At 61.3% G+C, this 14,368-nt stretch carries 15 protein-coding genes; 8 read left to right on the top strand and 7 right to left on the bottom strand.

Features of this window, described 5'->3' with window-relative positions; translation table 11 throughout:
• Positions 1-72: 72 nt before the first annotated feature.
• The 3 genes from BLW80_RS12220 to BLW80_RS12230 are packed head-to-tail and all read right to left on the bottom strand — an operon-like array spanning position 73 to position 4,839.
• Complete coding sequence (locus BLW80_RS12220; protein WP_244528116.1) at positions 73-3,528, bottom strand: ATP-dependent helicase; 3,456 nt, start codon at positions 3,526-3,528, stop codon at positions 73-75.
• On the bottom strand, positions 3,479-4,045 hold the full coding sequence (locus tag BLW80_RS12225; RefSeq protein WP_093758084.1) for a hypothetical protein: 567 nt from the start codon (positions 4,043-4,045) through the stop codon (positions 3,479-3,481). Before BLW80_RS12225 ends, BLW80_RS12220 begins: the two co-directional genes overlap by 50 nt.
• Positions 4,042-4,839, bottom strand: coding sequence for a hypothetical protein (locus tag BLW80_RS12230; RefSeq protein WP_093758085.1), 798 nt, complete (start codon positions 4,837-4,839; stop codon positions 4,042-4,044). The genes BLW80_RS12225 and BLW80_RS12230 overlap by 4 nt, the downstream gene beginning before the upstream one ends.
• Before the next feature lie 454 nt (positions 4,840-5,293).
• Here BLW80_RS12230 and BLW80_RS12235 point away from each other — a divergent pair, with 454 nt between their 5' ends.
• The 3 genes from BLW80_RS12235 (at position 5,294) to hxsC (ending at position 8,210) form a co-directional block, all read left to right on the top strand.
• The gene (locus BLW80_RS12235; protein ID WP_093758086.1) at positions 5,294-5,596 is read left to right on the top strand and encodes an HxsD-related protein; all 303 of its coding nucleotides are present in this window, start codon (positions 5,294-5,296) and stop codon (positions 5,594-5,596) included.
• A 23-nt stretch (positions 5,597-5,619) separates the two neighbouring features.
• Positions 5,620-7,044, top strand: coding sequence for a His-Xaa-Ser system radical SAM maturase HxsB (gene hxsB / locus BLW80_RS12240; RefSeq protein WP_283805491.1), 1,425 nt, complete (start codon positions 5,620-5,622; stop codon positions 7,042-7,044).
• 134 nt (positions 7,045-7,178) lie between these two features.
• Positions 7,179-8,210, top strand: a complete 1,032-nt coding sequence (hxsC, locus tag BLW80_RS12245; protein WP_244528120.1) for a His-Xaa-Ser system radical SAM maturase HxsC — start codon at positions 7,179-7,181, stop codon at positions 8,208-8,210.
• A gap of 295 nt (positions 8,211-8,505) precedes the next feature.
• Here hxsC and BLW80_RS30250 read toward each other — a convergent pair whose 3' ends face one another.
• Complete coding sequence (locus BLW80_RS30250; protein ID WP_170849640.1) at positions 8,506-8,841, bottom strand: hypothetical protein; 336 nt, start codon at positions 8,839-8,841, stop codon at positions 8,506-8,508.
• On the opposite strand from BLW80_RS30250, the gene BLW80_RS30255 reads away from it, so the two are divergent.
• The gene (locus BLW80_RS30255; protein WP_170849641.1) at positions 8,834-9,010 is read left to right on the top strand and encodes a peptidoglycan-binding domain-containing protein; all 177 of its coding nucleotides are present in this window, start codon (positions 8,834-8,836) and stop codon (positions 9,008-9,010) included. The two genes, BLW80_RS30250 and BLW80_RS30255, sit on opposite strands and share 8 nt — an antisense overlap.
• 392 nt (positions 9,011-9,402) lie before the next feature.
• Here BLW80_RS30255 and BLW80_RS12255 read toward each other — a convergent pair whose 3' ends face one another.
• Positions 9,403-9,939, bottom strand: coding sequence for a hypothetical protein (locus BLW80_RS12255; protein ID WP_093758088.1), 537 nt, complete (start codon positions 9,937-9,939; stop codon positions 9,403-9,405).
• A 151-nt stretch (positions 9,940-10,090) separates the two neighbouring features.
• Here BLW80_RS12255 and BLW80_RS12260 point away from each other — a divergent pair, with 151 nt between their 5' ends.
• Positions 10,091-10,354 carry a helix-turn-helix transcriptional regulator gene (locus tag BLW80_RS12260; RefSeq protein ID WP_158550466.1) on the top strand — a complete coding sequence of 88 codons (264 nt, stop codon included), beginning with the start codon at positions 10,091-10,093 and terminating at the stop codon, positions 10,352-10,354.
• Between the two features lie 312 nt (positions 10,355-10,666).
• Positions 10,667-11,167, top strand: a complete 501-nt coding sequence (locus BLW80_RS12265) for a hypothetical protein (RefSeq protein ID WP_093758090.1) — start codon at positions 10,667-10,669, stop codon at positions 11,165-11,167.
• 165 nt (positions 11,168-11,332) lie between these two features.
• Here BLW80_RS12265 and BLW80_RS12270 read toward each other — a convergent pair whose 3' ends face one another.
• Positions 11,333-11,860, bottom strand: coding sequence for an MbcA/ParS/Xre antitoxin family protein (locus BLW80_RS12270; RefSeq protein WP_093758091.1), 528 nt, complete (start codon positions 11,858-11,860; stop codon positions 11,333-11,335).
• Between the two features lie 153 nt (positions 11,861-12,013).
• Entirely contained in the window at positions 12,014-12,274 is a 261-nt protein-coding gene (locus BLW80_RS12275) for a helix-turn-helix domain-containing protein (RefSeq protein WP_093758092.1), read from the bottom strand.
• 1,073 nt (positions 12,275-13,347) lie between these two features.
• Between BLW80_RS12275 and BLW80_RS12280 the strand changes: the two genes are divergently transcribed.
• Both BLW80_RS12280 and BLW80_RS12285 read left to right on the top strand, forming a co-directional pair.
• Complete coding sequence (locus tag BLW80_RS12280) at positions 13,348-13,686, top strand: HNH endonuclease (RefSeq protein WP_093758093.1); 339 nt, start codon at positions 13,348-13,350, stop codon at positions 13,684-13,686.
• Positions 13,683-14,258: a hypothetical protein gene (locus BLW80_RS12285; protein ID WP_093758094.1), complete on the top strand. Its 576-nt coding sequence runs from the start codon at positions 13,683-13,685 to the stop codon at positions 14,256-14,258. The genes BLW80_RS12280 and BLW80_RS12285 overlap by 4 nt, the downstream gene beginning before the upstream one ends.
• Positions 14,259-14,368 lie beyond the last annotated feature (110 nt).

The following is a 14,368-nucleotide window of genomic DNA, read 5'->3' on the forward strand; positions in this document are numbered from 1 at the left end:
TTTCGGTGTGGCGCCCGCAAAATGCGGCGCCTTCAACCGGTTAATCCCGGCCCGAAAGGCAATCCGGAAAGGTCAGCGGAAAGTTTTTTCGAGGGCGCCCTTGGGAACGGGTCCGCAGGCGAAAAAGGCGGGACATTTGGGGCATGTCCGGATCGAGGCGTCAGGTTCGAATTGGCCCGCCGAGATGTCCGCGATATGCCCGGCCAGTTTTGCGAGGCGTGTTTCGAGCGGGGCCTTGCCGAAGGCGATCGGCACGTTAGCGTCGTCGCCTAGAAACGTGATTTCCGAACTGGAACCTGGAGCCGATGATTGCGCCGCGATCTGCAGGCAGGCAATCACGGCGCCGTCCATTTCGGTCGAACTGCTGTGACCGGTCCTGACCTGACGCAGGACGCCGGCGCCCGTCTTCACCACGTAGTCCGTCTTGACTCCGATCAGCGCGCCCGCAAGCGTGAATGTCAGGTCTGTTCCCGCAGCGATCCCTCCTGCCGGGACGCTGCGGACGAAGTTGGCGACGAGTTCGTCGGCGAGCGGCCGGTACATGCTCCCGATCGGGCGGGATGCGAGCGGCGATTGCATCCAATGCCGGTCGACGAGATCCGCGAGGGCGGCAGGATTCGCCACCGCTCCGAAGTCGGCCACCAGCGCTGCGGCGACCTTGCGAACGACATCGTGCATGTCCTCGTAGGCCGAAGTCGTACGACGGCCGCCGAGCTTGAGGATGTGCGTATAGAAAAAACGCCTCGGGCATCGTTCGAAAAGCGCGAGTTCGGTCTGCGCGAAAGCTGCGGTGCCGTGGAACTTCAACGCGACCGACGATTGCTCAGCCTCGACGGCATAGGCGTTCGGTCTAGGTTGTGTCCGTACGAGCCCGGCACCGAGCCTTTGGATGAAAGGCGAGGGCTGTCGCCGCGACGGCGCCCGTTTGCCGGTCCCGGCGGTCTGGTTCGGGGCGTAGAGAAACAGACGGTCTCTCGCCCGCGACAGCGCCACGTAGAACAAGCATTCCTGTTCTTCGGCATGTTCGCGGTCCGTGACGGCGCGCCCCCACTCCCGCGTGCCTGCTATCATGCCGTCCGGGGGCGGGCAGGGGGGCGCGCGGGGCGCGCGCGGAAGGGTGTTGAGGTTCATGCCCGGAATATGGACGACCGGGAATTCAAGCCCCTTGCTGCCGTGCATAGTCATGAGTCTCACCGCGTCGATCCCCTTCGCTGCCTCGGGAATAGACCGGAGATCGCGGTCATCCGACAGGAGAACCAGGCGACGGATACGATCGAGCGTCCGACCTATCGACCCAGGACCCGAGACGGGTTGGATGCGGAGAAAGTTCATGAGCTGCCAGATCGCGATGCCCTTGGCGCGCGCCGCCACATCGGTCGCCTGGGCGATCCCGGCGGCGATCCGCGTGCGATCGAGCAGCATCCGGGAAACTATCTCCCACGGACGGTCTGTTGCTTCGGATCCGTCGAACAACGCCGCATAGCGCGCGACCATGGCCACGCCGTCGGGAGATAAGGAGGTCGGAGGCGAGCTGATCCAAGCCAGGGGCTCCGTCGGCCGCTCGCCCAGCATCTCGCTGATCGCCGCCACGTCTCCGAGTTGGAAACCGAGGCCGGCGGTACCGGTGCCGCGTGCCAATGCCATCGCACGGCGATCAATCAGAAGCGACAGCCAGGAAAGCAGATCTTTCACCTCGGGTCTCTCGAACAGGCTCCCAAGATAGAGGATCGGTATGCCTCGCGCCTCGAGACCGGCGCCCAGTTTCGCCAGTCGGTCGTTGCCGCTGCACAGGAGCGCTTGGTCCCGAAACGCATGACCATGGTCGCGCATCCTTTTGATCGCGTCAGCGATGGCATCGATCTCCCGCTCGTTTTCTCCCTCCACGTGGCCGAATTCGACCGGATGCCCGGACCTGCCACGCTCGGCGGTCAAGGCGGCGGAGGTGGCGCCCGAGACTGGCATCTCGGCCGCGAAGCCGGAATACGCATCCACGATCTCCTCAGTAGACCGGTAGTTGACTTCCAGCCGGTCGCGCTTTCCTCCGGGAAAATCCTGCACATCGAAGAGCTGCAGGTTGTACGAGGAAGCGCCGCGGAAACGGTAGATCGATTGTCTGATGTCGCCGACGCACCACAGGTTTTTCCCGCTATGGGTTAGAAGCTGAAGCAGACGCACGCTTGCCCGGTTCACGTCCTGGTATTCGTCGACGAGGATGTGCTGCGTTTCGGCGCGGATTTTGGCAGCGATGTCGTCGCGACGCGCGAGAAGATCCACGGGCATTGCGACGAGATCGCCGAAGTCGACCCGGCCTGCGGCCTTCTTCACTTCGTCGTAGCGGACATAGACCTGCGCGATCTCCCGACACTTCAGAAGGTCGGCATCGTCCGAAGCGGGCTTCGTCTCCATCGCGTTCACGAACTGGGCGTACTGCGCCGGAAGAACGACCTCGTCCTGGGCCCGCGAGACGGCGCTCAGCAGATCCCGAAGCGTGTCGGTCGGATCGACGAACCGGCGGTAATGCTCGATATCGAGGCCGGCCACTTCATCGAGCATCATCTCGATGGCTTGCGTACGGTCGAGCAGACCTGGCTCCCGCCCATATCCCAGTTCGCGATGGAAACGCCGTATCAGGTTCAGACCGAAAGCGTGGAACGTTCCGATCCACATGGCTGCAGCCGCCTGCGGATGCTTTCTGGAGATCCTCTCGGCAAGTTCGCCCGCAGCCTTGTTGGAATAGGTGAGGACGACGATGGTCCGAGGATCGGCGCCCTCGTCGATCAACTGGCCTACTCTCTCGACGAGCGTCTTTGTCTTCCCCGTGCCTGGTCCGGCCTCCAGCAGGTATGGAGCTCCACGATGTGCGGCCGCCGTTTCCTGCTTGCGGTTGAGTGGACGGTCCTCCGTATCGTCGGCATTCAATTCCACGGACGGTAGCAGCAAAGCGTCCAGCAACTGCTGAGCGACCGCGTCGTATGGGGCGCTCGATCGATCGGCGATCGTGGACGCGCTCATGTCCTCTTCGAGATGAAGACGACGTACGAAGTAGCGCGGCAGCAGAAGCTCCCTGGCGAAAAGGTCCATCTGGACTTCACGCCGAGATTTCCTGCTGTAATCCACGACCCTTTCTTCGCCGACCGGGGACGCCTCGGCCGGGCGTGCCGGATCGACCTCCGCGACCCGGTCAGGAATGCGATCGTCGCCCAGGGTCGCGTGACCGAGCTCATGCGCGATCAGGAATGCATTCAGAAAGGCATTGTCCGTCTGTTCGTGCTGGATGCTGGATCCGACAGGGTCGTAGCTGGCGCGCGCCCCGGCGAGCAGAGGGCTTCCCGCCTTCACGGCCGTAATCTCTATCTGCCGCCGGGACGCCGCGGCGTTCACGATCGCCATGCTGTCCCACGGATCGACGCCCTCCTCGACGAGCCGGGCATGGACGCTTTCTGCAGTCTGGCGCCCGAGTTCTATCGCATCCACGGTGTCAGACCCCGTCGCGAAGCTGCCGTCGTCTCTCCTCGGAAACTCCGGCATCCTGGAGTATCCGATCGAAGCTCATCTTCTCCGAAGGTGGTTGAGGTGCTCCCTCCGACTTGTGGCTCGTCGTCGAGGCAAGTTTGGGAGGACCTTCAAGATACCGTACGAGATCCACAATTCCCGTACCGACTTCTCGCGCCATTTCTTCCAGGAATTCGATGGGCACGGTGGCCACGGCGACGAACCGATCGCGGAATGAATTGACGACTACGCCGGGAATCCCGAGAGCCTCTCGAATCCCTGCATAATTCCTGGATTTCATCGCAGCGAACGGATCCGGCGCGGCTTTCGCCTGGATCACGCACGCTTCGGCGATCCAAGCTTCGTCTTCCTCGCTCAACGGTGCGTCGTTCGAAAGAGACTTCTGCAGCGTGATCTCATGCGCGAGGCCCAAGAATTCTGATGCTTGGTCCGGATAATCGGCGCAGAACTTCGTCAATTGACCGGAGTCCGCACGGTAGGCCATGGCGAACTTCTCGAGTAGTCCTTCCTGACCGAGTTCGGAGGAACTCATCCTTCCGCTCCCAGACCGATCATGCGCCGGATCTCCGCGATCGCGCGCGTACGGCGATTCTGCACCGTTCGGGCGTCGCAACCCGTTATCCGGCTGATGGAAGGCACGTCCCGATCGTTAGATTGAATTTGGAAATTGTTCATCAGCATCGTCATGACCTCTCTTTGTTCTCGCGGTAGACTGTCAATCGCCGCCAAAACCCGAGACCGGAAACCTGGATCCGAAAGAAATGCGTCGTCGTCCTTCTGGAGACTACCTGCAGCGCGCTCGACTTCAACCGTAGGTTCGTTGGTCTCCTGGTCAAGTTCCATCGGAGTTTCCCGCGCCGCCCGGCGCCCGACGCGGGTTCTGGCCGTGAGGCGCAGAAGTGCCACCGCTTCGTCGAAATGGACCTCGTAGAAGTCGAGCCTGTCGCCGCCCTGCCGATCGATGGTCATCAGCGTCAAAAATCGCGATCGCGCTAGATCGTTGACGTCGCTCAGTCTGCCGTCGACGAGAACGACCTCCCCCTGCGTCCTCTCGCTGCGGGGGAGAGCATGCAGAAACCGGCGCAGGACTAGTGGGAATAGCCGGTCGAAACGACCGTCGCTGTTGTCGCCGCGAGTCTTCCGAAGAAGATGGATCAGGCATTCGGAGCGGAGATATTCGGGATCAGACCTGGTCGAGATCGCGCAGCGGCGGGCGATTTCGTCGCACTGCAGATCCGACACCGACGCGATCTGCGCCTCGACTGCTTCAGGTCGGGTGTAGCGATTCCCATCGCCGTCATGCTTGGTCAGGGGTGGTACACTCATGATGGTGTCCGTACGCTTCAAGGAGAGCCATCTCGCTAGGCCGGGCTCTCGATAGTCGACCGTCGCGCTAGAAAGTGACGGTCGACCCTATCCCCGTAGTTCGGCCGATTCGGGTCCCGATATCCAGCCTTGTTCCAATCGAGGAACTACAATTCTGCGCCGCGGATGATGGTGCGGTGCCACGTAAGCCGTGGCTGCGCGCCCGCTAAAATCGCGGCCACGAGCTGCCCGAATGCGGACCGCTCAATGGCGCCGAAGATCCCCAAGCGATCCGGTCGGTCCGAATGTCAGTCGTAGATGCGACGATGAGCGGCATCGGCCGGGACGGTTTCGGACAGGATCGACACCTCGTCGAATGTTGTTCTCCGCGTGCATGCCATTCCCGTCAGGCGTGCAACGAAGGTAGACTTTTCGGCGGGCGTGTTCTCGGCGATCATCGTCAGGGAGGGGCAGCATGGACAATCCGGAGTTTGAGGTAAGGATCGATTTCGATCCGGGGATCCATTCGCAGAGCTCTCTTCTGCGGGTCGCCTATGCCATGGCCGACCGGATAGCTCTCGATCTGCGCGGTTGTGAGGGGCGCTTCGTCCTCATCGGTACGGCGGCAGCCGGGCGCGACGTCACTGCACTGGCCGACGAGATCCGGATCAGCGCGGTGGACTTCGCTCTCCGCGAAGAGATAGAGGCGAAAACCGCCGGGATGCGGGATGCGATCTGGCGCACGGCGTTCGCTGAGACCGTAGGCGGCGGCAGATGACGACCCAGGCGGCCTATGGTCTCATGCCTATCCGGTTCTCACGCCTCCGCCGTTCGCCGGGACACTTCGTGGCGACGTCGGAAGCCGGCGAGGCGATGCTGCTCGACGAGGCCTCGTTGAGCGCGCTGGCCGCGGGGCGTCCGCTGCCGGAGCCGCTCGCGCGGGACCTGGAGGCGAGGCAGATGATCGTCCGGGACAACGGAGCCCTGGCGGCTCGGCTGCTGGCGACGAAGCTCAGGACGAGAAAGTCGTTCCTGCGCGGCGGCCCCGCGCTCCACATCTTCGTGGTCACGCTCTCCTGCGATCATTCCTGCAAGTACTGCCAGGTTTCGCGCACCTTCGGCGGCGCACGCATGTCGGCCGAGACGGCGTCGGCCGCGGTCGACCGGCTCTTCGAGTCGCCGGCGCGGGATCTGACGGTCGAATTCCAGGGCGGCGAGCCGCTCCTCGCTCTCGACGTGGTCGAAGACATCGTGCGGATGATCAGGCGGCGCAACGAAGACGAGCGGCGCACGATCCGCTTCACGATGACGTCGACGCTCCATCATCTGGACGACCACGCCCTCGAATTCCTGGCGCGCGAGAGCTTCCATCTTTCGACCTCGCTGGACGGGCCGGCCGACATACACGACGCCAACCGGCCGCTGCCGAGCAAGGATTCGCATGCCAGGACGGTCGCAGGCATCGACCGCGCACGCGCAGTGTTGGGCATCGACGCCGTCGCCGCCCTGACGACGATCACCCGTCGGTCCCTGGAAGCGCCCGAAGCCGTCGTCGACGAGTACGTGCGGCTCGGCTTCAAATCGATCTTTCTCCGCCCCCTCAGTCCGTTCGGTTTCGCGTCGAAGGGGGCGAAGCGGCAGTCTTACGATGCCGGGTCGTTCCTGACGTTCTACGAACGGGCGCTGCAGCGCATCCTCGAGCTGAACGCGCAAGGAATCGAGATCGAAGAGGTCTACGCCTCCCTCCTGCTGCGCGGCATTCTCACGCCCTATCCCTCCGGCTACGTGGATTTGCGTTCCCCGGTCGGCGCAGGCTTCGGAACGCTCGTCTACAACTACGACGGCGGTGTCTACGCCTCCGACGAAGGACGCATGCTCGCGGAGATGGGCGACCACGCCCTCCGCCTCGGTCATGTCGACGAATCCTATGCGACGCTGATGACGTCGGATGCGATGCAGCTCCTGGCCGCCAGCGGGCTGGCGGAATCCCTGCCGGGATGCTCCGACTGTGCCTTCGTGCACTACTGCGGTCCGGATCCGGCCAGAGCGCTCTCCACGACGGGCGTCCCCGTCGACCACAAGGCGAGCAGCGACCACTGCATCCGGCACACCGGCCTATTCGAACTCATGTTCGACCTATTGCACCATGACGACGACCGGACCATCGCGACCCTTTACCGTTGGGCGCACGGCAGGCCGTCGCTCCGCGACCGGGCGGCGGTCTGATGGCGCTTCCGCTGCATGCTCGAGCGCGAGTGGAAGGACCGCGGCGACAAGGCCTGTTCAAGGTGTTGCCTCCGGAAGATGCCTTGGCCTGCGTATATCCGACCGACAGGACCCTTGTGGATCTGCGGAGTGGCGTGAACGTCGACGGGGAAGCGCTCGTCGACGTGGGTTACGCAGGCGTCGTCGGCGGGCCGCAATGCGGGGACCGGGTAAGCCGCATCCATTCTATCTCCAATGACGTGGTGGTGGGGGCTGGCGATGTGATCCGGCTGCGCGCAGACGGCAAGATCGATGTCCTCTTCAGGCGTGGCGCCAACGCCAATTCGCTGTTCGTCACGGAAGCCTGCAACTCGATCTGCGTGATGTGCAGCCAGCCGCCGCGCGACGTGGACGATGCGTGGCGCGTGGCGGAATTGATCGAGCTCGTCTCCCTCGTCGATCGGGACGTCGCGGTTCTGGGCGTGACCGGCGGGGAGCCGACCCTGCTGGGCGATCGGCTCGTCGATCTCCTGACCGTCGCTTCGAAGTCGCTTCCCGGCGCGGGTTTTCACGTGCTCTCGAACGGGCGTCTCTTCGCCGCAGCAAAGACGGCTTCAAGCTTCGACGGGCTGCGGGGGCGGATCGTATGGGCGGTGCCGGTCTACGGCGACAATGCCGCCGACCACGACACGGTGGTCGGCGTCCCGGGCGCGTTCGCGGAGACGATGCACGGGCTCTACAATCTCGCTGAGCGTGGCCATCGCCTCGAGATCCGGATGGTGATCAGCGCATTGACGCTGCCTCGTCTCGCGGAGACCGCGGGTTTCTACGCGCGCAACCTGCCGTTCGCCGAACATGTCGCGCTCATGGGCATGGAGCCGATGGGCTTCGCGAAGGTCAACGCGGCGATGCTTGCCTACGATCCGGCGGCCTGCGGGAAAGCCCTGATGGATGCTGTATCGATCCTCGACCAGGCGGGCATGGCGGTCTCGGTCTACAACGTGCCGCTGTGCATGATCGAGGAGCCCCTGCGCCGCTTTGCCCGGCGAAGCATCTCCGACTGGAAGAACGAATTCGCTCCCGCCTGCGACGGTTGCTCGTCGAAGCCGGCCTGTTGCGGTTTCTTCCGTTCCGCAGGCGACGCGTGGCGTAGGGCGATCAGACCGATCCTCGGAGCCCGGGCATGACGCGGGACTGGAAGAACTTTTTGAGGAACGTGCTGGCCTGGACGGCACCGGCCGCGGCGTCGTTGACGGTCTGGTCGCAGGCCGATGCGATGGTGCCGTTGGAGCCGGGGCAGCCGGATATGAAGGCTGGGGGATCGGGATCACCGCTGACCTTCGAACGGCCGAATTATATCTCCGGCGCGGACATCTATGCCGCCCACCGCAGCCATTCTTCCCACCGCAGCCATTCGTCGCATTCCTCCCACAGCAGCCACTACTCAGGAAGCGGCGGGGGCGGGGGATACTACTCGCCGAGCTATTCGCCGCCGGCGACATACTTGCCACCGGCTGCATCGACCACGATGCCACCGGTAACCGCCGTTCCGGCTCCGCCCGCCAATGCGATGCCAGCCACGGCTGCACGGCCGCCAACGGTCACGAGCTCGCCGCTGCCGCCGGTGCAGAACGCGCCGGCGCAGGCAGTGCCGGCGCCTTCAACTGCCACCCTGCCGCCAGCGGCAACGACACCGCCATCATCGGCCAACGCGCCCCTCCAACTGGTCCCGCATCGGGCCGTACCCGCGCAATCCCGCCAGGCGCCGATCAGCGCCGTACCGGCACCCCGGCCGGAGAGACCGGAGATCATGGTCATGCGGGTACAGCTCGAATTGAAGACGCGCGGCTTCTACAACGGACCGGTCGATGGGAAGCTGACGCAGGACGTGCGCGATGCCCTGCGGGGATTCCAGATCGTGAACAAGCTGCCGGACACGGGGACGATGGATAACTCCACCTTGGCGAAGCTAGGGATCGTCTACTAAGGGGCGTAGTGAGCGAGGGAGGTCGAATGCCTTGCAGCGACTCTGGTCAGCTTGAGCTAGTCTCATCAAGCTTGAACAACCCCGCATGAAACAGGATCGCGAAATGAATCGGCTCCTACCAGAAAACAGCGCGCGGCGAAAATTGCATCCAGCATTTATGGTATGATTTCTCAGCTTCGAAGTTTGGTGCCTTGGAAATATGCGGAATACCGCGCTCGACAGCCTGACTGCAGTCGTGACGATGATCAACACGCCGATGCCTTTCCGCATCGACGAAGAAACTTTGATCGCATGTCTGAAGGGAGACACTTCGGCCCAGGTCGACGCATGAGCCGTCGCCGAACGCCGCCGCAAGCCCAGCCGAAGGTACGTGGGCCTCTCCTCCGGCCTGCTCAGCGTGGCTGCGATTTCGAGATGGCTTCCTTCAAGGCGCCACGTAAGACGTAGCCAACTCGCTCCGGCATTGGAACATCCAAATCAGGCTTAGGAAGCGGCGATGGCGTTCGTTGGAAAAACCTGCCGCGGTTGGCGGACTGGTTAACAAGGGACCATGCCTGTCCTATTCCAGCCAGCAACTCCGGGAAGCCCACGAACAGCAGTGGGGTATACAGGATACCCCTTCTGAGATTGACGAAGGCAAGTGCCTTACGCATGTTGACGCTATCGATTACCAAGCGCTGGTTAGTCTTGAGTCCCCAAAACTGCGCCAGGAAGCAACGTCCCGAGACGAACAAGTCGTCGAAGAAAAACTCGCCTTCCGTGCCCACGTCCATCGCGGCTTGCACGTCCACGCAGACCAGAATTTTCTTGAGAAGTCGTCTCCCCCCATCCGGGGTTGCGACTTCAATGAAGGCATAGATGCAAAAGTCGTTGTTGAACGTACATTGACCGAGTTGCGAGATCGTCCCTCGCACCGAATACAAAGCCATTATAGCCCTCCTGTTTTCTGTAAAATATCAACGGGACGTAAATATGTGATTACTCACATGGAAAGATTCGCGCCGAATTCCGAGGGTCGCCGTCATGGCGAGCTCACGATTCGGCGAGCGTTTTCCCAAACGAGAGGCGAGGGCAACCAAGTTGCTCGCTGCCAATGTGCGTCGGCTGCGCAAGGCGAAGAAAATGACGCAGGAAAACCTCGCCGCTGCGGTCCAGGTCGACCAGCAGGCGATCTCCTTGATCGAAAATGCGCGATCCAACCCTGCGATCCTGTTGTTGGATGCCATCGCCTCCGTGCTCGGCGCCGAGATGGTCGACCTTTTCGACCCAAAGACGCGCGTGGGTCGCTCAAGCCAAAATGACGAGGCAAGTCGAAGCGCGCGAAAACGCCGAACTAAGGTGTAAATGGCCACATCATTGGCCGCGGTCATTTTTCGTAGCCTACCCTAGCTCCCTGAATCTTTCGAGGAGCGAGCTGGTGAACGGTTGCGATAAGGAGCGCTGAGGGCGACCCTACGATCCGCTTTCTGCCGTCGCTGAGGCGAGCACGGTGTCAACGATTTCAGAAACAAAATCGAGGAAAAGCCCGTCATAGGGAAGCTAACCGCACTTAGCTTCCCTATCGCATTTGAGGCGTACCGCTTTCAGGAGATATCGTTCTCTTAGAGGCTAGAGCTGCGATACGTGAGTTGAGCCAGATCGAAAGGTGCGAAGATAATGACCAAGACACCAATACTCCAAGAAATCAAAGATTTTCTGAAGCGATTGTCGATTACGATCGAGCTCGATCAGCGTCGCGTTGACGGGTTGCCGCTGGAAAGATTTTCGCCCGAATACAGCCAGATGATGTGGCGCGACTGGCGGTGCCATCATCGCGATTTCATTGACAAGAAATTGCTCCCGACAGCAGATGCTATCTCGCCAGCTGTGCTGAACGAATTGACAGAGATCGCACTCGCTTGTGAACCCGCACGTATCGGAGACGTTATGCTTGGGCTCTTTGCGGAGGTCGCAAGTGGCAGCTGCTCTGACGGCGAACTTGAAAGCGCGGAGCAATTCTTTGCTCGGCTGATCAAGCAACTGCGGGATGCGCCTGTGAGCAACTTCCGTCACGTGGGCTCTCAAACTGCGATTATGCAGTGGCTACCTATCGTCGACCCGCTGCTGATTTCACGGGATCCCGAATGTGGCTATCGCCAAGGTGTTGGTCGGGGGTAATAGCTGCTCATAGTGCCGCTCGTGAATTGGATATTGACGGTGTCGTCCATCTGGATAGTCAGTCGCAGTTGACTACGTTCGTTCAACAGTTGGTTGAGTCCGGCTTCGTGCAGAAAACTGGGGCGTGCTTCACGCTATGGGCAGGCCGCGGCGAGGGTGCGTCCATCACCGGAGGACGATCTCCGTGTCGTCGTACGGCGTGAAGGCCTCGTCTATCGTGTTAGGTTGCATGTAGAGACCACCATGCGCGCCTTCGAGGAAACGACGCACCGAGAGCAACCCATCTTGAGAGCCGTTAGTGATGAGGTCGAGCGGCGGATGTCCGCCGAAGACGATCTCGTTATGTGGACTTCTCAGCCAGTCAACGCCGAGCCGTTCTTGTGGAAAGAGAATCCGCAGCGCTTTGTGAATACCGAATACCGCTGAAATGCGCGTGAGAACGTCCACATCAAGCACGAATGCGCCGTGCTCACGCGCCTGCTTGCACCAGTTATGGTAGGTGGACCGTGATGGATATCCGAGGACCAGAAGACGCTGCTCTTCCGTCAATCCCCACAGATCCACAATAGCGAGGAAGGTCCGCAACGCTGGAGCGCTGAGCCGCCTTCGATTGGCGGGAGCAAATCGTGAGTTATCAATACGCTGAGGGCTGTTTACCGTCTCAGCTGGGGTCGGTTCGCTGTCATTCGACATGGGCCGCTCCTTTGTCGAATATGATAGTAGTCCAAGTTCGGACGAGTTGTAATGTCGTCGGCGCACGCACTTACCCAAGCGCTCAACTCCCGCCGTCTCTCGCGCTGGTCCCCTTGGAAACTCCCCTTCGTGTGGACCAAACGCGCAGATCGATCAATCAAACTCAGCGGCTGGTCGCTCGATCCTGATACCTGTGCCCTTCATCCCGCAGAACTCAAAGTGAATGCCTGCTTGCTCGAATGTCGTTCTGAGGATTGCCAATGTCTCAGCGCGTGGAACAGAACGGCCCTGCTCATATCTGGCGATCGCGCGTTGTGACACGCCGGATCTCTCTGAAAGCTCGTCTTGCTTCCAGTTCAACCAGGCCCTGGCTGCTCGGACCTGCGCGCTGGTAATTAAGGGATCATTAGGCATAAGCGAACATGGGAGAGGACAATCGCGTCACTCCGTGCTAAACTTTATGAATGATTAACTATCACCTCAGTGTGGAAACTGAGATTCGTCCCAAGACAGAGAGCGACTCCAGCTCTCCCCAGTGTGCCAGCGAATCCTTCCAAAGGCTTTAGCTGCAGCAGACGTCAAAAAGAATCAGGTGTAGTTCGGCGCAGCTTGAAGTAAGCCGAATCCTTGATCCCCATCGGGGCTGACCGTCGAAAGATCCTTAAAATCCGTGCCCTCGCGCCGAGCCACCTAGGTGCCTTCGGCTGTCCAACTGAAATCCTGATCGCACCCTGACTGCAATCGTTGCGGAGCCGCGGCCGCCACGCCGCCCTTCTTATGTGACTTATCACATGACGGAGTTTGCATCATGAGCCTGATAGACGTTTCGTCCGACGCCAATAGGTCCAAGACCCGACGGCCTCCACGGCCGCCCCACCGACGATCCGATTTTATCGAACGCGCGAAAAGGAACGTGCCGGTCCGAATTGAGTATCCGCACCCACTGTGTTGGTGGCGGACGCGCGCGGCGCATTCATTCAAGAGCAGCGATATTGCCATCGCCCGTTGCTTTCTGCGGAAGTCAGCAATCATTGGTGAGCCTCGCTGGCATCTGGCCGCGCAAGGAAACGCAGCGATAGCCATCGGAGTTGCTCTGCGCATCCGAAAGCAAACGACGAACTTCATATCTGTCGACCTGGCAATGACGGCTGTCCTTTGCGTTGCACTGGAAGGCGCCTCAGCTGCAGCATTCCTGCTCGCTTCGGTGCTCGAGAGTCGCACCGCCATCGATCCGCAGGGTGCCGCTCTCTCGAAGGGTTGGCGGAGCCACGGGCAAAGCCAATGCCGCAGCCGGAACGGTGCCGGACCGCCCAAAACGCGCAAGTAGGGCCCGCGGCTTCATCGATATCCGTCGCAGATTCAGCGACGCATGAGCTCGCCCGTCAACTCCCGACAATGACACCGGCCGGGCAATCCGAATCTGCGGTCAACAAGCTGCCGAGCGTCGACGTTGCACCAGAAGATCCCTGCTGGAGGACACACGCGAGATGACTTCGTATCAAGCGTATCTGCAAAGCTGGGCCTGGCGCTCCAACCCAGTGAAACTGCGAGAACTGGAAGCGTCTGGATTTCGATGCCGGCTCTGTACCCATTCGGCCGCAGACGGCTATTCGCTCGAGGTCCACCATAGAACTTATGAACGTCTCGGTCGTGAAGTGGACGGCGATCTCACGACGTTATGCAGCGAGTGCCACGAGGGCGTGACGTCAATGCTGCGCGCCCGTCGATACGCCGCCTTGCCTCCGACGCGGCCATCGGACTTCGTCCCGGCTGTCATCGATCCACAACCGCTGTTCGATCAAGCAAACCAAAGAGGGAAGCTGTGAGTGCTGAACAGATAGCCATAAGACTTGTCGGTGTCGGGCCAATGCTGATGCATTCAGCCAGGCTGGCCGATCCCCTCGATCCGTTGGCGAAAGCGCTGGCCGCGGTCACATCCAAACGGATGAAAACCGAGGCCGACTACATGCGAATCGCCGAGCTGGAATGGCACGGAGGGCTCTGGCTGCATCAGGGGCGCCCTTGCCTGCCACCTCATTGCATTAAGGCCGTACTGGTCGCCGGAGCAAAAAGGAGGAATAAGGGCTTAGTCGCCAAGGCGGCCTTTCTCCCCGATGGGCCCGCCATGATCGAGTTCGATGGTCCAGATACGATTGCTGAACTTTGGGCGGATCCGAACTTTCGTCACCGCGAGACAGTGCGGGTGCAAGGCTCCCGAACCGTGCGGACGCGACCTTGCTTTCCGCGGTGGCGCGCACAGGTGGCGGCCACCTTTCTGCCATCGATGGTCAACCGAACCGAGCTAGTCGAATTCTTCAAACTTGCTGGACCGCATGGCGTCGGCGACTACCGTCCAGAGTTTGGGCGCTTTCTCGTTGAGGAGCTGCAACCGACGTAACTCCATTATTTTGGCCCGGCGCGGTGCGGCAGGACGTGGCTAGGCGTGGCTAGGCAGGGACCTTCCACAAGGTGATCGCATTGCCAGTCCTGCGAAAGGTACCAGAGCAG

This window comes from Tardiphaga sp. OK245 (assembly GCF_900108575.1).
Classification (GTDB): domain Bacteria; phylum Pseudomonadota; class Alphaproteobacteria; order Rhizobiales; family Xanthobacteraceae; genus Tardiphaga; species Tardiphaga robiniae.